The sequence below is a fragment of the Paenibacillus sp. S150 genome, from assembly GCF_019352175.1.
Lineage (GTDB): Bacteria > Bacillota > Bacilli > Paenibacillales > Paenibacillaceae > Paenibacillus_AQ.
On record NZ_JACBYI010000002.1, the window covers coordinates 51,072 to 71,858 of the forward strand.

General features: G+C 53.6%; 13 protein-coding genes. 10 read left to right on the top strand and 3 right to left on the bottom strand.

Annotated features, from left to right (window positions below; genetic code table 11):
- Positions 1-52: 52 nt before the first annotated feature.
- The 4 genes from HYD27_RS02810 to HYD27_RS02825 all read left to right on the top strand — a co-directional run bounded on the left by HYD27_RS02810 (position 53) and on the right by HYD27_RS02825 (position 5,706).
- Entirely contained in the window at positions 53-1,381 is a 1,329-nt protein-coding gene (locus tag HYD27_RS02810; protein WP_219211223.1) for an ABC transporter substrate-binding protein, read from the top strand.
- 1,118 nt (positions 1,382-2,499) lie between these two features.
- Positions 2,500-3,846: an ABC transporter substrate-binding protein gene (locus HYD27_RS02815; protein ID WP_219211233.1), complete on the top strand. Its 1,347-nt coding sequence runs from the start codon at positions 2,500-2,502 to the stop codon at positions 3,844-3,846.
- A gap of 89 nt (positions 3,847-3,935) precedes the next feature.
- Positions 3,936-4,868, top strand: a complete 933-nt coding sequence (locus HYD27_RS02820) for a carbohydrate ABC transporter permease (protein ID WP_219211235.1) — start codon at positions 3,936-3,938, stop codon at positions 4,866-4,868.
- Position 4,869: 1 nt separating this feature from the next.
- Positions 4,870-5,706, top strand: coding sequence for a carbohydrate ABC transporter permease (locus HYD27_RS02825; RefSeq protein WP_219211238.1), 837 nt, complete (start codon positions 4,870-4,872; stop codon positions 5,704-5,706).
- Positions 5,707-5,871: 165 nt separating this feature from the next.
- On the opposite strand, the gene HYD27_RS02830 is transcribed toward HYD27_RS02825, so the two are convergent.
- Positions 5,872-6,792: an AraC family transcriptional regulator gene (locus tag HYD27_RS02830; RefSeq protein ID WP_219211240.1), complete on the bottom strand. Its 921-nt coding sequence runs from the start codon at positions 6,790-6,792 to the stop codon at positions 5,872-5,874.
- 172 nt (positions 6,793-6,964) lie between these two features.
- Here HYD27_RS02830 and HYD27_RS02835 point away from each other — a divergent pair, with 172 nt between their 5' ends.
- The 3 genes from HYD27_RS02835 to HYD27_RS02845 all read left to right on the top strand — a co-directional run bounded on the left by HYD27_RS02835 (position 6,965) and on the right by HYD27_RS02845 (position 10,302).
- Complete coding sequence (locus HYD27_RS02835) at positions 6,965-9,085, top strand: glycoside hydrolase family 52 protein (protein WP_219211243.1); 2,121 nt, start codon at positions 6,965-6,967, stop codon at positions 9,083-9,085.
- 235 nt (positions 9,086-9,320) lie between these two features.
- On the top strand, positions 9,321-9,857 hold the full coding sequence (locus tag HYD27_RS02840) for a PadR family transcriptional regulator (protein ID WP_219211244.1): 537 nt from the start codon (positions 9,321-9,323) through the stop codon (positions 9,855-9,857).
- A gap of 79 nt (positions 9,858-9,936) precedes the next feature.
- Positions 9,937-10,302 carry a DUF4180 domain-containing protein gene (locus HYD27_RS02845; RefSeq protein WP_219211247.1) on the top strand — a complete coding sequence of 122 codons (366 nt, stop codon included), beginning with the start codon at positions 9,937-9,939 and terminating at the stop codon, positions 10,300-10,302.
- Between the two features lie 19 nt (positions 10,303-10,321).
- On the opposite strand, the gene HYD27_RS02850 is transcribed toward HYD27_RS02845, so the two are convergent.
- Complete coding sequence (locus HYD27_RS02850) at positions 10,322-11,428, bottom strand: glycoside hydrolase family 88 protein (protein WP_219211249.1); 1,107 nt, start codon at positions 11,426-11,428, stop codon at positions 10,322-10,324.
- 215 nt (positions 11,429-11,643) lie between these two features.
- On the opposite strand from HYD27_RS02850, the gene HYD27_RS02855 reads away from it, so the two are divergent.
- Entirely contained in the window at positions 11,644-13,095 is a 1,452-nt protein-coding gene (locus HYD27_RS02855) for a glycosyl hydrolase family 28 protein (RefSeq protein WP_219211251.1), read from the top strand.
- Between the two features lie 99 nt (positions 13,096-13,194).
- On the opposite strand, the gene HYD27_RS02860 is transcribed toward HYD27_RS02855, so the two are convergent.
- Positions 13,195-14,052 (bottom strand): AraC family transcriptional regulator, encoded by an 858-nt coding sequence (locus tag HYD27_RS02860; protein WP_219211253.1) that lies wholly within the window; start codon positions 14,050-14,052, stop codon positions 13,195-13,197.
- A 92-nt stretch (positions 14,053-14,144) separates the two neighbouring features.
- Here HYD27_RS02860 and HYD27_RS02865 point away from each other — a divergent pair, with 92 nt between their 5' ends.
- Positions 14,145-14,324 carry a hypothetical protein gene (locus HYD27_RS02865; protein WP_219211256.1) on the top strand — a complete coding sequence of 60 codons (180 nt, stop codon included), beginning with the start codon at positions 14,145-14,147 and terminating at the stop codon, positions 14,322-14,324.
- Between the two features lie 1,254 nt (positions 14,325-15,578).
- On the top strand, positions 15,579-20,339 hold the full coding sequence (locus tag HYD27_RS02870; protein ID WP_219211263.1) for a LamG-like jellyroll fold domain-containing protein: 4,761 nt from the start codon (positions 15,579-15,581) through the stop codon (positions 20,337-20,339).
- Positions 20,340-20,787 lie beyond the last annotated feature (448 nt).

The window sequence follows — 20,787 nt, forward strand, 5'->3', positions numbered from 1 at the left end:
GATCAAGCGGACCAGAGAACCAAGGTCAATGAGTAGGGGGGGCAGCTCACCAATGCAAAAAAACACCAAGATAAGTATGGCATCTGTGCTGCTGGCGGCCATGCTCCTTCTGTCTGGCTGCCGGGATAACAGCACAGGAAGCTCTGCCGTCACACAGGCAGGAGCCGGGGCGGCGGCTTCCGGTAACGAGGTGCATTTCTCCATTGCTTACGCTGCGGGCGATCCGGCAACCAAGCAGGCCATCGTCGCCACGATTGGAGCATTTATGAAGGCTCATCCGGACATCATCATTCAAGACAGCAGCGAGCTGTCCGCAAGCGCATACCTGGATTGGCTGAAATTCAAGGATGCTGTAGGCGAGTTTCCGGACCTCGTGGAAATCCGCGACACCGATGCATTTGCCGGCGCCGGAAAAATCGTCCCCCTGCCCGCTGACCTGCTGGACTTGTTCGGCAGCCTGCCGCAGGTGAACGGCAAGGTATGGAATGCACCGCTGTTCGGAAATGCGCCTGAAGGCATTATCTACAGCAAACAAGCATACACCAGTGCCGGAATCACAAGGCTCCCGCAGACCTATGGCGAATTTCTGGAAATACAGCAGAAGCTGAAGGCGAATGGAATAACTCCGCTGGTGGTCGGCGGCAAGGATATTTTCCATATGGGTTTCTGGGTGAACAAATTTCTGATAGATGATGTATATGCCAAAGATCCGGATTGGAATGCCAAACGCACGGCGGGGCAGGTCAGCTTCACGGATGATAACGTGGTTCGGGCCATGAGCGATTTCAAGGAGCTGTTCGAAACCAATGTCGACAAAGGCTGGCTCGGTACCAGTGATAACCAGACGGCCTCTATTCTTGTCTCTGGAAGGGCAGCCCAGCTCTATTCCGGAACCTGGATGTTCTCGCAGATCGAGGAAGCCGGCCCGGATTTTGAATACGGCTTCTACGCGCTGCCCGACCGTGAAGGCAGACGGAATATAGTGGGCCTGCCCTCGCCTTCCGGGTGGTCGATGTCAGCGGAAGCCGCCAAAGATCCCGATAAAATGGAAGCAATGAAGGAGTTCATCCGGTTCTTCTTTGCGCCGGAGCCATACTCGATATTTCTGGCCGGCATCAACGGCCTGCCGTCCACGAAGGAGAAGGTCACCTATGAGACGGGTGAACAGATGAAAGAAGCCCTCCGTCTCGTTGCCGATCCGGACGTGACCAAGTCGCTGATGATCAACAACTGGTGGGGAGACAATCTGATTCCGCCGGAGTTCCGCAACTGGTTCTACAAGCTGCTGCAGGAGATGGTTGTCAACGACGGGAATGTCGCCGAATACATGAAGAGAGCGGACCTGGAGTATGACCGGCAGGTGCGGGATAATCGGCTGTGAAGAGTTTAACGGCCCGTGCTAGCCTATCGACAGTCCCGCAGGAGCTTTTCCTGCAGGGGCTTTTTTTGTCGTTTAGGAAATTATGCTTCTCGTCAATTGTAGATAAGGTATGTTATGAAGTTTGCAATCTTATTCCAATCAGGAAACCGGGCTTTAGCAGCGGCCGGAAGAACCCTCTGAACCCGCAGCGGACTTCATTCACATCGTCAACCGCTGATTTTGGCTTTGAGCCAACAAGGTAGTTTAATGTATAGGAATGGAACCGGCGAACCTAACAAGCTGGATGGAACGCAAGGAGGTTCATAGGGAACAGAAGCGAAGTGTAAAAAGTAACACTAATGGGCTGGAATTCTGGGTTGAACGGGCTTTAGTGGGATTTTGTACACTTCATAGAGGCCCACTCCCTCCATACGGCTGATTTCAGCCGGATTAGTTATACTTTTTCCCACTAGGGATGATACAGAATCCGAATGCGTTACTTTAGTTATCCTTTTTCCCACTAAAATGGCTGCCCTTTGGATGAATGGTTCAAGTTCATCTTAATGTAGGCGTGTTCCCCGCAAGGGGGCGAGACGGATCGGTTAGGGATTCTTTTTCCCGCTAACGCAAGCGAAAAAGGGAAAGTGGGGATTAAGTTTCCTTTTTCCACTTGGGCTTAAGCCGCCGGGTCTGAGCAGGAAGGTCTGGAGGGATCGGGGAGGAAGAGCTTCAGCCGGCCAGGGGAACCGGAGAGCCGGGGAACCGGGGAACCGCAGCCGGCCTCACACCTGAAATGCAAACAGCTGCGCTGCCCGGTCAAGGACGGCATAGCCGTTTTGTTCAAAGATAAGAATTTATAATATGTTTCACGCTATACATTAGCCTTATCTTTCCCGCTGAAACGGATACCGTCCTTATAAGGAAGGCGAAGCCGTTTCCACTTGCTTCATTCCTCTTAAATTTACCGCACACGGCGCTTAAAAAAGTTCATTCTAACGAAAGTTCAGGAATGCTATCCTTGAAGCAAGGAAACGCTTTCGAACGATGATGCGCACATCGGGCACCGGTTTCCGGCCCATAGTACAAGGCTAGGCCCGCAACACATCCGAACAGAAACTTATTAGGGGGTTACTCTTCATATGCACAAGAAAACAATGACGAAGCTATCGGTCCTGCTGCTGGCGGCCACAACCATATTGTCGGCTTGCGGAAACAACAGCAATAACAGCAATGCCGGCGGCAATGGGGCTGCCCCGCAATCACCGGATGCCGCCGCAACGGACGGCAAAAAAGAAGTGAGCTTCTCCATCGGCTACGCTGCCGGCGATCCCGCCACCAAACAGGCCATTGCCGCCACAGTCAAAGCATTCATGGAAGCCAATCCGAATGTGAAAATCAAAGATATCAGCGAAACTACCTCTGCCGCCTATCTCGATTGGCTGAAGACCAAGGATGCGGTGGGTGAATTCCCGGATCTCGTGGAAATGCGTGATACCCAGGTGTTTGCCGATGCCGGTAAAATTGTAGAGCTGCCAAGTGATCTGCTGGAGCTTTTCAGTGACCCGCCGCAGGTTGATGGCAAGGTGTGGAATGCACCCATGTCCGTAAATGTGCCCCAGGGCATTATTTACAGCAAGAAGGCTTATGCCGATGCAGGCATTACTGAGCTTCCCAAAACCTATGATGAATTCATCGCCATCCAGGAGAAGCTGAAGGCTACCGGCATTTCGCCGCTGGTGGTCGGCGGCAAGGATATTTTCCACATGGGCTTCTGGGTGAACAAATTCCTGATTGACGATGTGTACGTGCAAGATCCGGACTGGAACTCCAAGCGTACCGCGAAGACCGTAAGCTTCACCGATCCTAATGTCATTCAAGCCATGACCGATTTCAAAGATCTGTTCACCAATTATGTGGATAAAGGCTGGCTGAGCACAGGAGATAACCAGACCGCCTCGATTCTCGTATCCGGCAAAGCGGCCCAGCTGTTCTCCGGAACCTGGATGTTCTCGCAAATCACAGAGGCTGATCCTAACTTTGAATTTGGCTTCTATGCTGTCCCTGACCGTGAAGGGAAGATCAATGTAGTCGGTCTGCCGTCACCTGCCGGCTGGTCGCTCTCGTCCGAAGCAGCCAAGGATGCCGGTAAAACACAGGCGATCAAGGATTTTATCCGCTTCTTCTTTGAGCCGGAGCAGTATGCCACATACCTGGCAAGCATCAATGCCATTCCGTCGACCAAAGAAAATGTAACCTATGAAGCCGGTGAGCAGATGCAGGTCGCACTGGACCTGATTGCCGACCCTGACGTGAACAAGTCCCTGGCGATCAACAATTGGTGGGGCGACAATCTGATTCCGCCGCAGTTCCGCAACTGGTATTACAAGCTGCTGCAGGATATGGTGGGCAAAAACGGAGACGTGGCCGAATACATGAAGCAGGCAGATACAGAATATGACGCTCAGGTAAAAGCCAACGCACAGTAAACAGAAAACTGTCCGGCGGGGGAGCGGCTGTGCTTGAACGGCGGCCGTCCTCTCCCAGGGAACAGCTCCGGGAGGGAGAGCAACCAACCATGGCTACAGCAGTAGAAAGAGCAGAGAAGCCGCTAACGGCAGCCATACTGAAGAAAAAGAAGAAATGGCAGTCCTACGCACTGTTGTTTATTTTGCCTTCATTTATAATCTATACCTTGTTTGTTATCGTTCCTACAGCGGGAAGCATCTATTTAAGCTTTACCTCATGGGACGGCATCAGCGAGGATGTCCGGTACATCGGCTTCTCCAATTTTGTGGAGATCTGGAATAGTCCCCGGGTTCATAACGCGCTCAAGAATACCCTTGTCATGACGATAAGCCTGGTGCTGCTGGAGAACATTGCCGCGATTGTGCTGGCTGTGCTCGTCGACAAGGTCCGCTGGTTCCGCAATTTATTCAGAAGTATCTTTTATTTCCCTACACTGCTCAGCGGTATCGTAATGGGTTTTGTCTGGGCGATGATTCTGAATTACAACTTCGGGGTGTTCAACCAGATTCTGGATGCCGTCGGACTGGGCAGCTGGGTGGTGGACTGGCTCGGAAGTCCGAAGTATGCCATGCTTTCGATTATATTGTCTACGGTGTGGAAAGGCGCGGGCTATTACATGATCATCTATCTGGCAGGGCTGCAAGGGATTCCCGCCGAGCTGAATGAAGCGGCAAGCATCGACGGAGCGAGCGGATTTCAGCAATTCCGCCATATTACGTTTCCGCTGCTCGCCGGTTCGATGACGGTATGCCTGGTGCTCTCCATGATCAGCGCACTGAAGATCTTTGATCAGATTGCGGTCATGACCGATGGGGGTCCGGGCTTTGAGACCGAGACACTGACTTATATTATTTACAAGGTCGGCTTTGGCGAACTGAGGCAGGGCTTTGGTACGGCACTCGCCATGGTTCTGTTCCTGATCATCATGCTGATTACCGTCATTCAAGTGAAATTCCTCCGGAAAAGGGAGGTGCAGATGTAATATGACATTGCAAGCGAAGAAAAGATGGGGCGAAATTGCCCTGCTTGCCATAACGGTGCTGCTGGCGGTCATTTTCTTTTTCCCGATATTCTTCAACCTGATGTCGGCGTTCAAGAGTAATGCGGAAATCATGAAGGATGCCATCGCATTCCCCAAGGGGCTGTATCTGGACAGCTTCAAGTATCTGCTGACGGAGACGGATTTCCCCCGCGCGATAGTCAACAGCCTGATCCTGACGCTCGTTTCCATTGTGGCCCAGGTGCTGATTATTCCGATGGCCGGTTATGCGATTGAACGCAGGGACACCCGGTGGACCAAGCTGGTGTTTCTGTATTTCCTGGCCGGGATGATGATTCCCTTCCAGGCGTACATGATTCCGCTGTTCAAAGAACTGAGAATGTTCGGCTTGTACGGAAGTCTGGCCGGTCCGATTCTCGTCTACGTGGCCGGTGCGGTCGGCTTCGGCTGCCTGCTCTATACCAGCTTTGTCAAAGGCATCCCGAGGGAGATCGAGGAGGCGGCGGAGATTGACGGCTGCAGCCGGTACGGCATCTTCTGGAAAATCGTCTTCCCGCTGCTGGGGCCGGTTACGGCAAGCATGGTCGTGCTGAACGGTCTGGGGATCTGGAATGACTTCCTGATGCCGATGCTGGTGCTGCCTTCCGGCGAGCCGAAGACGATGGTCGTGGAGATCTACCGTTATATCGGTGAATTCTCCTCGCGCTGGGATATGATTTTTGCCGGAACCGCCATGTCGGTGGTGCCGGTGCTGGTCGTATTCGTCTCTCTGCAAAAGTATTTCGTGAAAGGAATTGCTTCCGGGGCAACCAAGGGGTAATGGCATTAAAAAAAAGCACATGAATAAAGGGTACGGAAAGACGTTGTTCATACAACGGCTTTCCGTATCCTTTTTTGAAATAGAATTTATATGCTTGGCCCACTAAATGATCCTTCTATTTCTCGCTGAAGCACTTCCGTCCCGGCGTAGCCGTTTCTGCTTGCTTCACTGCCCGGATTCTTCTGTCAGCTGGCGGTAGCCCATGGGCGGCAGGCCGGTCCAGCGCTTGAATTGCTTGCTGAAATGAGAGACATCGCGGTACCCGAGCCTGTGGGCGATGGCCTCAACGGACATGCTGTTGTCCAGCAGCATCAGCTTGGCGTGGCGGATAATCAGATCAGACAGGTATTGCCTTGGCGACAGGCCGTAAATATGCCGGAACGCCCGGTTGCAGTGGTTCGGGCTATAGCCCAGCCGTGCGGCAATGTCCTCGATGCCGCCGCCCCTGCTGCCCGTAGCCGCGGCTGTAAAGACAGATTCCTGCAGCAGCCCTTCAACCGCATGCGCGAGGGCAACGGTATTCTCTGTAATTCCCGGCCGGGCGCTGCGAGAGGCGGCTGGCAGCTCTGCCAGCACCCAGCCGCTAAGTGCGGCGAACAGCTGCAGGGAGGCATTCAGCGTAACCAGACGGTTGCGCTGGGCATCGGCTGCTTCGGGGAGAATAGCAGTGCTGATCATAACATCCAATGCCGAGCGGATTGCCTGCTGCACCGGAGAGTCCCCGCTGAGACTGACCGCATTCATGGTCAGCAGGGCGCGCCTCAGCGTCAGGTCATCGATGTCAAAATGCAGACAGTAATAAGCCATATCATCGCCGGAGTCTGTTCCCAGACTGGAATGCCTGATTCCTGGCCGGATGAACAGGATATCTCCGATTTCCTGTATAAATGCTTGTCCTCCTACTGTCATTTGCTGCCGCCCCTGCAGCACAAGGTTGATCTCGAACATCGGATGGGTATGCTCCGGGTACTGCCACAGCGCATCGACCTTGCGCCAATGGGCGGCGTAGATATGAAAGGCCGCCTGAAGATCCGGGGACATCCGGCCGTCCAGAGAATGTTCAATGCCGGAAATATTCACGTTCATGGGGTTCCTCTTTTTCGCTGAAATATGGCTTTATTATAGCATAGCCTGCCCCATGCGTTCGATTTGCCCAAATAATAGGCGGCTTTGGACCTGTCGCGGCCGGAACGGGATAGCTACCATAGAGATAGAATCCGGCACAGCCGGAAAACAGCTGGAGGGAGTGCAATACATTATGCCGCAGAATCAATTTTACAATGCCCATCATTCACCGATTGGATCATTCGCCAGCTTTACGTTAGGCTTCAAAGGAGCCGGAGGCGGCTTTGATCTGGAGGCGGGCAAGCCGCCCAAGCAAAATATATTCATCGGTCTTGCGCGCAAAGACGGCAAGGGGTATGATACGCTGCCGTTTCATGAGCAGGGCGGGGAGGATGAGAGCAGGCGCTACGATATTGAGAATCCTGATCCTAATCCCGGCAAGCCGCGGATTCTTCATCCATTTGCCGACGGAGAGATCACCCGGGACTTCCGCCTGTCCACCGACAGCTGGTCTGCCGGGGATCTGACCTTCCGTATTTACTCACCCGTCCGGGCAGTGCCTGACCCTGCCACCGCTTCGGATGAAGAGCTGAAATCGGTTCTGCTTCCCGCACTGCTGGTGGAGCTGGAGGTGGATAACACCTCCTGTGCATCGGCAAGACGCGCCTTCTTCGGCTTCCAGGGCAACGATCCATACAGCGCAATGAGACGCTTGGATGAGAGCCAGTCCGGTCTTACGGGAGTTGGACAGGGCAGATTTCTGGCGATTGCCGCAGAGCAGGGGAGCGTGCAATCGGCGATGCATTTCAAGATGGAGGACATCCTGCTGGCAGAGCTGGAGGAGAACTGGACCTTTGGCCTGGGCCAGGTAGGCGCGCAGGTCATCGATGTGCCGCCGGGTGTGCGGCAATGCTACCGGTTCGCGGTCTGCTTCCACCGCTCCGGCTACGTTACCTCAGGAATGGATGCTTCCTATTACTATAACCGCTACTTCAGCAATGTGGAGTCGGTTGCAGAATATGCGCTGGCCCACTTCGAGGAGCTCAAGCAGCAGGCGGTACAGGCCAACGCCCTGCTGGAGGGCTCCGGGCTCAGCGAGGACCAGACCTTTATGCTCGCCCACGCCATCCGCAGCTACTATGGCTCGACCGAGCTGCTGGATTACCAAGGCCAACCGTTCTGGATCGTGAACGAAGGCGAATACCGGATGATGAATACATTCGATCTTACAGTAGATCAGCTGTTCTATGAGCTGCGGATGAATCCGTGGACGGTGCGCAATGAGCTGGATATGTTTGTGGACAGATTCAGTTATACGGACACGGTACGCTTTCCGGGCGGCAAGACGGATTATCCGGGCGGCATCAGCTTTACGCATGACATGGGCGTTGCCAATGCGGTGTCGCGCCCCGGCCATTCCGCCTACGAGATGTATGGAATCGATGATTGCTTTTCCCATATGACGCATGAGCAGCTCGTCAACTGGATTCTCAGTGCGGCGGTATATCTGGAGCACACCGGGGACCGCTCCTGGATGGATCGGAAGCTGGGCGTGCTGGAGGATTGCCTGGACAGTATGGTCAATCGTGATCACCCGGAGCCTGCGCAGCGGAACGGCGTGATGGGCCTCGACAGCTCCCGCACGATGGGAGGGGCCGAGATCACCACCTATGACAGTCTCGATGTTTCGCTCGGACAGGCGCGGAACAACATTTACCTCGCCGGGAAATGCTGGGCCGCCTACCTCGCGATGGAGAAGATTTTCCGCGGGGCCGGCAAGCTTGAGCAGGCCGGTATTGCGGGTGATCAGGCTGAACGCTGCGCCGCTACAATCGTCGCCAGCGTTACGGAGGACGGCTATATTCCGGCAGTTATCGCCGAAGGCAACGACTCCAGGATTATTCCGGCCATCGAAGGCCTGGTGTTCCCTTACTATACCGGCTGCCGGGAGGCGCTGGAGCGGAATGGACGTTTCGCCGGATATATTGCCGCGCTGGAGCGGCATTTGCAGGCGGTGCTGGTCAAGGGAGTCTGCCTCTTCGAAGACGGCGGCTGGAAAATCTCCTCCACCAGCAACAACAGCTGGCTGAGCAAGGTATATCTCTGCCAGTTCATTGCCCGGCAAATTCTGGGCGTAGAGCGGGGCGAAGACGGCCGTGAAGCAGACCGGGCACATGTGGAATGGCTTACACATCCGGAGCTGTCGTTCTGGAGCTGGAGCGACCAGATTATCTCCGGTAAAATTACCGGCAGCAAATATTATCCGCGCGGAGTAACGGCGATTCTGTGGCTGGATGAGCATTTGGCGCAATAAAATAGAATAAGAATGAAGCAGACTGCAGGATCTTGGAAGAGATCCTGCAGTCTGCTTTTTTCAAAAGATATTTATATGTTTCACGCTATGCATTAGCCTTATCTTTCTTGCTGAAACGGATACCGTCCTTAGAAGGACGGCGAAGCCGTTTCCACCTGTATGGAAATTAATCGACTTCATAAGTAACATGTGTTACTATTAACATATGTTAATGAATGGAGAGCGAGAGAAGATAATGTCAATCAATCACGCAATTCTCGGACTGCTGAGCAGCAAGCCAATGACCGGGTATGACCTGAAGAAGCTTATACAGGAATCCTCATTTATGTATTGGTCCGGAAACAACAATCAGATCTACAAAGCGCTGGTGGAGCTGCTGGACGGAGGCTTCGTGACCAACGAGATTCTGCATCGGGAAAGCTCGCCCTCCAAAAAAATTTATACCGTTACACCGGCAGGCCTCGCCGAGCTGCGGCAATGGGTACTCTCCCCGCCGGAGCCGCCGGAGTTCAAGAAGACCTTTCTGATCCAGCTCGCCTGGGGAGATCTTCTCCATACGGATGAACTGAACGCGCTTCTCACGGGTTATGAACAGGAAGTGCGCACACAGCTTTTGCTTCTGAAGGGCCAGGCAGAGAGAGGGGATTCCGCACAGGAGCGGAATCCCCGGGAAAGCCTTTTGTGGAAGCAGATTCACAGCAATCTGGTGTCAACCTATGCCAATGAACTGGCCTGGCTTGAGCAATTGCGGCAAGAGCTGAACCTAACGTAGGGCAGCCTGTTGATGCCGGTTTTGCTTGGAGCCGGGAATGAGAAAGGGTGCACACCACATTTTACAGGAGGTATGCGGTATGGACTGCGAATTTATTGAAAAAGAAGGGCAGGGCTACATTCTCTGCCGCAAGCCTGATCAGCCGCTGCGCACCGAGCGGGATGTGCTTGATCTTGTATCAGCGTGCATGGAGCATAACAGCTATAAGCTGCTGCTCCAGGAGGAGGCGCTCTCCGCCGGATTTTATAATCTCAGAACAGGCCTGGCCGGAACGGCCCTGCAGAAATTCATCAATTATCATATCAAGGCAGCGGCTGTAATCCGCACGGAAGTAACCGCGCAAGGCAGATTCCGGGAGCTGTTGGCCGAATTGAACAAGGGCAGGGATTTCCGGGTGTTCGGAAGCAGGGATGAGGCGGAAAGCTGGCTGCTGGGCGGGATCTGATACCGGCATTCCCGTTTAATTAGAATATCCGGTGCTTCCAGCCGTTCATTTTGGCAATGGCCTCAATATAGTAGTAGTCCCCGTAAATCAGCGACACGTCGATGAAGGAGGTTCCGCTGCCGGTGCCGTGCAGCAGAATCGCCTCATGCTCCGGCTGATCCCAGGTGGCATAATTCTCGGTCAATGAGCGCAGAATGCGCTCCGCAGCATTGGCGTACAGGCTTTTCTCCCCCAAAGGAAGGACCTCGGCAAGCTCCAGCAGACCGGAAGCGGCGATAGCTGCAGCCGAGCTGTCCCTGAACATGCGCTCATCGTTCTCCAGCCGGAAATCCCAGTAAGGGACATGATCCTCCGGCAGCCCAGCGATAAAGTAATGCGCAATCCGCTTGGCCGTATTCAGGAAACGTTCATCTCCGGTGTGGCGGTACGTATTGACGAATCCGTACAGGCCCCATGAGGTTCCCCGGCTCCAGGAGGATTCCGGTGAATAGCCCTGCCCGCCGTAATTCTCAATATAGGCGCCGGATTCGGCGTCGAAGGAAAGAATATGCTTCGTTGAGCCGTCCTCGCGGATGCCGTACTGCATCGTGGTTTCCGCGTGGCTGATCGCAATATGCTTGTAGCGCGGATCGCCGGTAACCTTGCTGGCCCAGAACAGCAGGGAGATGTTCAGCATGCAGTCGATGATCACCCAGCCGTATTTGTCCTCGTTCCAGGCGCGGATGAACCTGCCTGCGGGATTGTAGCGGGCAGCCAGGAAGTTGGCGGCTTCGATCCCTCTGCGCAGACCATCCTCATCACCGGTCAAGGTATGCTTGATCACGGCTGTAGGCAGGAACTGAAAGCCCACATCATGATGCAATTCCACGGTCGGCTTAATGAACCATTCCTCCAGGATGCCGTCCCAATGCCAGGCCGCTTCTTTATATAGCCCTTTGCCGGTCATATCGTGCATGACCCAGAGCAGCCCCGGCCAGAAGCCGGTGGTCCACCAGTCGGAACCGATATCGTCGAATTTGCCGTCTTCACCGGCGTAATGCGGACATTTGCCGCCGATTTGTTCTATCATGCGCGTTACCTTCGTGTCCAGCTTGTCCATAACTTCCTGCCAATAGGCTGTACTCATTGCGGAGCCTCCAATATATAAGAATGTATCCTGAGTATATCGTGAAGAAAACCGGGAAAGTTGCAATTTGATATCCCGAAATATCGAAATCTTGTCATAATGGCAGCGCTATTACAGTGACAAAATAGCAACATTTCTGTATAACTGAGCCAAACTTCAGCATGGAGGGAGGCGGTATACTTTTGGCAGGAACAATCCGGGGAGGTTAATTGAAAATGAACCAGCTGCAAGTATACGGAGCTCCGGGCAATATACCGGGCTGCGGGGATTATCAGGTCAAGGTGCGCATGCCCGGAGGCGAATGGGAGGCGCTTTTTGTCTATGAGGTCAAGGTGGACATGCATGAGGTCCGTCCGGCGTCGATGGCTTTTTTTGATTTTGAGGGAGAAGCGGAAGTAGAAATTGAATGCCAATATACAGAGATTGAGCGTGTGAATATATCGCCGGCTGCATGCCAAATAGATTGCAGTCATGACGGGAGCCGGATCAGCTTCAAGCTGAAGGGGCCGCATAAGCTCTCGGTGGAGATTAACGGTGACCGTTTCCGGAATCTGCATCTTTTTGCGGGACAGCTGGAGGAAGGGGCGCCGCAGCCGGGTGGGGCAGGTGTCCGCTTCATTAAGCCGGGTATTCACCGTACGCCGGATCTCTTGGCACTGCTTGCTTCAACGGGCGGGCCGGATAGCGGGCAGCCGCAAACGCTCTATTTTGCCCCGGGAACCCATTACATAGAAGAAACCGTATTCGCGGTTCCGTCCGGAACGGTTATTTATCTGGCTGGCGGCGCGGCGGTTGTCGGCTCCTTCGTCTGCGAGCATGTGGAGGATGTTGCGATCCGCGGCCGGGGCGTGGTGTACTTGGCGGATTTTCACCGTTTTTCCGCTTTCCGCGGTGTGCGGATCGTCTTCTCGCGCCGGGTGAGAGTCGAAGGGATCACGGTGATTGATCCGCCGCATTACAGCATTTTTATCGGCCAGTCCTCGGACATTCATATCGCAAATTTCAAATCGTTCAGCACGCGCGGCTGGAGTGACGGCATCGACATTATGTCCAGCAGTGAAATTGACATCCGGGATGTGTTCATGCGCAATTCGGATGACTGCATCGCCATTTACGGCTCAAGATGGGATTTCTACGGAGACAGCCGCAATATCACTGTGCGCGATTCGGTGCTCTGGGCGGATGTGGCGCATCCGCTGATGATTGGCACGCATGGCGATTACAGGCGCAGCGGGGATACGGTAGAGAACATTGTGTACGAGAACCTTGATATTCTGGAGCATCACGAGCCTCAGGAGAACTATTGGGGAGCAATGGCGATCAATGCGGGAGACCGCAACACGGTGCGCAATGTGCTGTACAGTGACATACGGGTGGAGCGGATTCAGCAGGGGCAGCTGTTTGATTTGCGGGTGGTGATGAACAGGGATTACAATCCGGAGCCTGGTACCTGCATTGAAAATATAACCTTCCGCAATGTCCGCTACGACGGTGGAGAGGCCGAGCCTTCACGCATTTACGGGTATGATGAGGACCGGGGCGTGAACGGGGTGGAATTCATCAATCTGCAGATCAACGGCGAGAAGATAGAGGAAGCGCGCACAGACCTCATCCTGATGAACGACTATGCGCGGAATGTGACGTTTAGGAGCGGAGAGACCCCTTAGGAGCTGCAAGGAAATGAGTACCCGCTTTTGTTGACAAAAGCTCCACGGTTTTGGGAGTTTTGTCAACAATGTAGCGGTACTTTATTTAGTCGCAGTCTCTTAATTGCTTTTTCTGTATTTCAGGGGCGTGGTGCCCAGAACTCTTTTGAACAGCTGGTTAAAATAAGAGGCGTTCGGGAAGCCGACAGCTATGCCAATCTGCTCCACCGGCGTATCGGTTGTGCTGAGCAAACGGCAGGCCTGCTTGATTCTGCGTGCGGTGAGATAATCGACCAGGCGGCCGCCCGTTTCCTGATGGAACACCCTGGAGACATAGGACTTGGACAAATGGGTCTCGGCGGCAAGCTGCTCCAGGTTAACCTCCTCCTGGTAATGCTTCTCGATCCAGTTCATGATCTGCTCGGAATAACGGAGACTCCGCCGTTCCTCCGCTTGAATGAGGGAGCTCTCGCCGGTTCCGAGACAGCCCAGCAGCTGCAGAAGCATGATCGTGATCTCTTCGGGGTCTTCCTCCATAGTGCTGTTGCGGCACTGGTTGTAATTCTTGTAGACCCACTCCACAGCTTCTGCACTGCTGCCCAGATCAAATCCGCAGCACGGGTTCCGGCCCTGCCACAGCGCGGAGAAAACCGCCTTGCGTTTGGCAAAGCCCTGCAGCAGATTCCCGGCGGTATGCGGATCGATATAGAAAATTGTGCGCACAAAAGGGCATTCCGGAGAGACCTCCGAATAAATCCGGTGCAGCTGATAGGGCTGGAAAAAGAACAGCATCCCGGAGCGGATATCGTACATCTGCTGATTAACGACAACATTGCCCTGGCCGGCGTGAACGAACATGACTTCACAGCATTGGTGCCAGTGGTAATACCCCTTGTAATAATCGTCGGTATATATATGATAATCCCAGATCAGCGACTTATGGTCTGTAAAAATGACAGGCTCGAACAGCTGCTTCATAGCTCCTCCATTATGACAAAATATAAACATTTTCTTATAAACCATTATAACTTTTAAAGACTGCAAGCGCTACAATAAAACGGAGATTATAAATGAGCATTGTATGGGATAGGGAATATCCAGGAGGGCAAATGGCCGGACGGGTGCTCTATTACGACGACAGTGATAACTACTACTTACAGGTTACCGCTGATGAAATCAGGGGGGTGAGCCTTGGCGTTGTGTGCAGAGCGGGAAAATACGATGAAAAGGACGGGAACAGCTGGATATGAGGCTCCGCGTATTCTGGATTATAGCAGAATGCGCGGAGCTTTTTTTCGCTGATTATTCTAGAAACGATCCTAGAAAGTGCACGAGGAGGCATTTGTTCAATATATAGAATTTTCAGGCTTGCACACTCGCTGAAACACGCCGTCCCTCAGGACGGCGCAGCTGTTTTTCTTAAAAGATCAGAATTTATATGTTTCGCGCTATACATTAGCCTTATCTTTCTCGCTGAAACGGATACCGTCCTTATAAGGACGGCGCAGCCGTTTCCACTTGAAAGATAAGATTTTATCCTGAATTTCGAAAATAAGTATCCACAAATCCTCTAAAAAGCTCTATGCGAAGGGATTTCTTGCTACAAACAGCTTGCACCCAATGGGTGAAGGAAAAAGAGGGGTTATCCCTTGTCCGATCTGGATGGGTTCCATTCACTTCCGGAATTCAGGATGAATTGAACCGGAGAGCCTGAACAAGCTGATGAAAAGCAAGGAGATTCATAAGGAACGAAAGCGAAGTGTAAAAAGTAACACTAATGGGCTGGAATTCTGGCTTGAACGGGCTTTAGTGGGATTTCGTACACCTAATGGAGGCCCGCTCCCCCCATATGCCTGATTTCAGCCGGATTAGGTGTACTTTTTCCCACTAGGGATGATCCAGGATCCGAAGGCGGTGGATTAGTTATCCTTTTTACCACTAAAATGACTGCCCTTTGGATGAATAGTTCAAGTTCCATCTTAATGCAGGCGAATTTCTCTGCAAGGAGAGAACCGGATCGATTAGGGTTCCTTTTTCCCGCTAAGGACTTTCGAAAAAGCGGCTGGGGGAATATGAAGTGACCGTTTCCACCTGGCTTCCCGCCTGGCTTCAGCAGCCAGCCTTACACCTGAAATGCCAACAGCTGCGCTGGCCGGTTAAGGACGGCGCAGCCGTTTCTTCTTGTCTGCACAGCCGATTTAACCGTTATGCGGAATATATCAACATAAGTATGAATCATTTTAAATAAATTAAAATTTCTGATTGACTAATTCTCATATACGCCTTTAAAATATAAGCGTCTAAGACATTCTTATATGAATTGGTTTAATTTTTTTTGAAATAAATCCGGTTTATTAAGCATGTCTTTTCAAAAAAAGAAGATGTAAGCGTTTTATATGTGTGCGGCAACGAAGGGAGGAACCGGCTGCATGCATCAGGGTTGTGTTTGGGAATTTGCAGACTTAGCGATATCAATCTTGAAAACAAACGGAGGAGGAGCAACTGTGGGGAGAAAGAGAGGCAAGCTGTCCGCTGCGCTACTTGCGCTGGCTCTGATTGTGCCTTCGCCGCTGGCGGCGGCAGACGGCGCAGCAGTGAAGCAAACGTCCGGACAAACGATACAGAAGCCGGCACCAGACTATACGGGCCACTGGGCACAGACTGATTTTCAGGAATGGGTGGACAAAGGTTTAGTCTCGGGTTACGGGAATGGAAGCTATAAGCCCGATCAGGCGATTACCCGGGCCGAATGGGTTGTCCTTATCAATCGGGTGTTTAATTTACAGGCCGGAAATGAAAGCGGATTCTCGGATGTGGCGGAGACCAGCGCTTATTACACGGATATCAGCAAGGCAGCCGCTGCCGGATATGCGTCGGGCTACAGTGACGGAACCTTCCGTCCGGATCGGACGTTAAGCCGCCAGGAAGCCGCCGTTATGCTGTTCCGGCTGTTTCAGCTTGATGCTTCAGCAGGCACCGCCGTGCCCAGAGATGCGGCGGATTTGCCGGCGTGGAGCCGGGAAGCGGTGCTGTCCTTGCTCGGGGAGGGCTATCTGGGGGGATACGAGGACGGCAGCTTCAAGGGGGCGCGTGCGGTTACAAGGGCGGAAGCGCTGCGGATGATCGGCAAGCTGGCCGGAGAAACCCTTTTGCAGGCCGGGGCGTATTCGGAGATTACAGCCCGGAATATGGTCGTGGGCCGTCCGGGCATTGAGTTGAAGAACTCCAGCCTCTCCGGCAATTTGTATCTCACCGAGGGGATTGATGAAGGGAACCTCACATTGGATAACGTTAATATCGCAGGCACAATTTTTGTGTCCGGCGGAGGCGGAAACAGTATTATTTTGAATAATGTTACCGCTTCCGAAATTGTAGTGAACAAGAGGAACGGCCAGCTGCGTATTGTGGCGCAAGGGAATACTGCCGTGCCTTCCGTCCGGGTCCGGTCCGGGGTCAAGCTGGAGGAAGACGGTGCAGGTACAGGCATTGGCTTCAGCAAGCTGATTGTTGAGCATTCCCTGCCGGAGGGTACGGTGATTGAGCTTAGCGGAGATTTTGACTCGGTGGATATGCAGGCGCTGGGCGAACCCGTGCTGTATCTATCCCACGGCAGTATCGGCCAATTGACACTGAACCAAAAAGCCGGCCTGCGTGTGGATGCCGGTGCCGAGATCGGAAACCTGATTCTTGGAGTCGACGAGCTGATCACCGTCCAGGGGACCGGCAAAGTCGCTTTTGACGACAAATTCAGTACGAATATCAGGTTCGAGACAGAGGCCGCGACCGCTACTGCTTCAGCTGCATCCGGCGGAAGCGGCGGGGGAAGCGCGACGTCCGTGCCATCGGCAACGCCGACAGCGGCACCAACCGCAACGCCGACAGCGGCGCCAAGCGCTACCGCCCCGGCTGCCCCCGGCATCCCGCCGGAAGCGGCTGCGCCCGTGTTCTCCAATGTTTCGGTGCATGACCCCTCGGTAGTCAAGACCGGCGGAACGTATTATGTCTTCGGTTCCCATATAGAGGCGGCCCAATCGGACGACCTGATGAACTGGTCCACCTTCACGAATGGCTACACCACACCGGGCAATGCGCTGTATGGGGATCTTTCGGCGAACCTTGCGGGTTCCTTTGCCTGGGCGGGCGAGAATGACTCGGACAGCCAAGGCGGCTTTTCCGTATGGGCCCCCTTTGTATTCTGGAATGAGGATTATGTGAACAAGGACGGAAGCAAGGGCGCGTACATGATCTATTACTGCACCTCTTCCACGTATATCCGTTCAGCGATCGGCTTCGCCGTTTCGCAGAACATCGAAGGGCCTTATATCTACGGCGATACCATTTTGTATTCCGGGTTCACCCTGAACGAACAGTATGACGCGAACAGCACCATCAACAAACAATGGACCCATACGAACCTCCAGTCGCTTATCGGCGAGGGTATACTGGACGGGGTCAATCCAAGCTGGTTCAATGCAGATGGCTCGTACATGAACAAAGTGTATACGAACGCCATTGACCCGAACCTGTTCTACGACAAGGACGGCAAGCTGTGGATGACTTACGGCTCGTGGTCGGGCGGCATCTTCATGCTGGAAATCGATCCAGTCAGCGGTGAACCGAAATTCCCGGGCAAGGATGGCACCACTTCCGATGGCCGGCTGGTCGACCGCTACTTCGGCACAAAGATTTCCGGCGGCAATTATAAATCCGGTGAAGGGCCGTATGTCGTCTATGACAAGAATACCGATTATTACTATCTGTATGTGACTTATGGGGGGCTTGCTTCGGACGGCGGCTATAACATGCGGCTGTTCCGTTCGGCGAATCCGGACGGACCCTATAAGGATGCTGCGGGACAAAATGCCGTGCTGGCCACCGACGGAGACCATTCCGCCATCGGCAATAAGCTGCTGGGGAACTTCCTGTTCAGCAATCTGAACGGTGAAGCGGATTTCCCGGCCTATGGTTATGTATCCTCCGGCCATAATTCGGTCTATTACGATGAGCAGCTGGGCAAGCTCTTCAATTTCTTCCATACCCGGTTCCCGGCGCGCGGAGAAACCCATGAGCTGCGGGTGCATCAAATGTTCATGAACGAGGAGGCCTGGCCGGTAGTTGCGCCGCACCGGTATTCCGGTGAAACGCTTGAAAAGGTTGAGCGCAGCGAGGTGACCGGAGCCTATCAGTTCGTAAACCACGGCAAGGATACCTCGGCGAAGATAAAATCTACAGTTGATGTGGAGCTGCTGGAAGACGGCACCATTGCCGGGTCGGCAACCGGAACCTGGGAGCTGAAGGATGACTATTACGTCGACCTGCTTATTGACGAAACGGATAACGGCAGTACAGTACAAAGACAGTACAAAGGCGTATTCGTGAAGCAGTGGGATTCGACCCGCAATGCGGGCGTGATGGCTTTCACTGCAATGTCGGATCAAGGCGCTGCGGTCTGGGGCAGCGCAATAGAGCGGCTTAGTGATGAACAGCTGGTTGCCAATGCTGCAGCAGGCCTCAGCCTTGGCGATACAAGCAAGGTCTATAAGGATCTTGAGCTGCCGACATCGGGTGTGCATAGCTCGGTAATTGCCTGGTCATCCTCCAATGAGGCCGTGGTTGGAGCGGATGGCAAGGTAACCCGCCCCGCCCCGGGCACGGGGAATGCGGCTGCCGAGCTGACGGCGACAATAACGCTTGGCGCAGCCACGGCAGCCAAAACCTTCACTGTGGTTGTGGTGGAGCTAAGCGGCAGCGTGCTGGAGGACGGATTGACAGCAGCCTATGATTTTGAAGGCAATCTTGCCGAAAGCGGGGAGCGCCTCGCCGCAGCAACGGTTACCGGCAATTTCATCAATAATACAGGTGGGGCAGTCACCTATGAGAACGGCGAAGACGGCCTGGCGGTTAAGCTGGACGGCAGCTCCGGTATCCGGTTGCCTGACGGGCTGATTAACGGCAGTGCCTATACGATCAGCATATGGCTGAATCCCGGGCAGCTTACGGCCTATACCCCTGCGTTCTTCGGTGCCCGGACCGGAACCAATTGGATCAGCCTGCTGCCTTACGGCAATGCGGGGGCAACCACACGGATGTGGTTCGGCAGCGACACCTGGCTTGACGCAGATGCGGGTCTGCAGATTCCAGCCGGACAGTGGTCGCATGTGGCCTTTACGTACGATGCCGGAACGGTCAAATTGTATATTGACGGTGTACTGAAATATACGGGAACGGGTTTTACCGATGTGTTCGCAGGACCGGACAGCATATTCGCCCTCGGCGTCAACTACTGGGATGTTCCTTATCAAGGCATGATCGATAAGTTCCGTGTATACGAGAAGGCGCTGGCTCCTGAAGTGGTCGGCTGGCTGGTAAACGGCGAGCCGGATGCCGATGTCAAGGTCGGTTCCATCACCTTTGCCGCTGCGGAGAAGAGTATAGCCGCAGGCAATACGTACGCACCCCAGGTCACGATTTCTCCGGCAAATGCCGGCAACCGCCTTCTGGCCTGGACCTCGAGCGGTCCGGAAGTGGCAGCGGTCGATGCGGCTTCCGGTGTGGTGACCGCGAAGGCTCCAGGTGCAGCGGTGATTACCGGGACCGCTACCGACGGCAGCGGTGTAAGTGCAAGCTATGCAGTGACGGTGACGGACGGCAAGGTGGCGCATTACGCTTTTGAAGGGGATTTGAAGGACTCGCTGCAGCTGGCTGGCGAAGGCCAAGCAACCGGTATGCTGATTACCAGCCCAACTGTGGGCAGCGTCACCTACGGCGAGGGGGTATCCGGGCAGGCTGCGCTGTTTGACGGCGCTTCCGGGATACGTCTCCCGGACGGACTGATTGACACTGATACTTACTCCGTAGCCTTGTGGCTGAATCCGGAGCAATTGACCAATTATACTACGGCCTTCTTCGGGGCCGGAACGAACAGCAGCTGGATCAGCTTCGTTCCGCAGAGCCCCTCGGACCTAACAATGCTGTGGGCCAACGCGGCATATGAAGCCGATGCGGGAATAAAGATTCCGGTAAATGAATGGTCGCATATTGCTTTTACGGTCGCCAACGGGACGGTTAAGGTGTACATCAACGGCGTGGAGAAATTCTCTGGCACGGGCTTCCCAAGCATATTTTCGAACAATACCGGGATTTTTACACTGGGCGTTAATTATTGGGATGCGCCATTCAAGGGTCTGATCGACGAGTTGAAAATATTCAGCAATGTGCTCACGCCGGAAGCCATAGCAGCTGAGTTCAATCTGGGCGGAAATTAAGCCTGGCTCAGAAGAAAGCACCGGCATTTCACCGAGGGGAGCGGGGACAAGAGGTTCAATGTCCTGCTCCCTTTTTCAAATTTATTTTTAGGCCGGACGCTATAGATTATCCTTCTATTTCTCTTTGAAGCGGATAACTCCTTTAATCAATTGTGAAATCCGGCAGCGCCTATTATGTATCCGGCTCCCATATTGAGGCGGCTCGGTCAACAGATCTGAAGAACTGGACCAAATTCACGAACAGCTGCATGATAACGCTAAACCTTAATGGTCAAATGAGTTAAAGCTTTGATTTCGCCCAAAGCTGGATGGCGGAGTTAAGTATCAGTAGCTTTAGGCAGAGCTCATATGCGTGCAAGCTGATTCATCTGCCAGGGTGATGTTGTTCTTGAGAACCTGTGGTGCTGTTTTGCAGGAGGAAGCGCGGAATTAGGGGGGAAACAAGCTA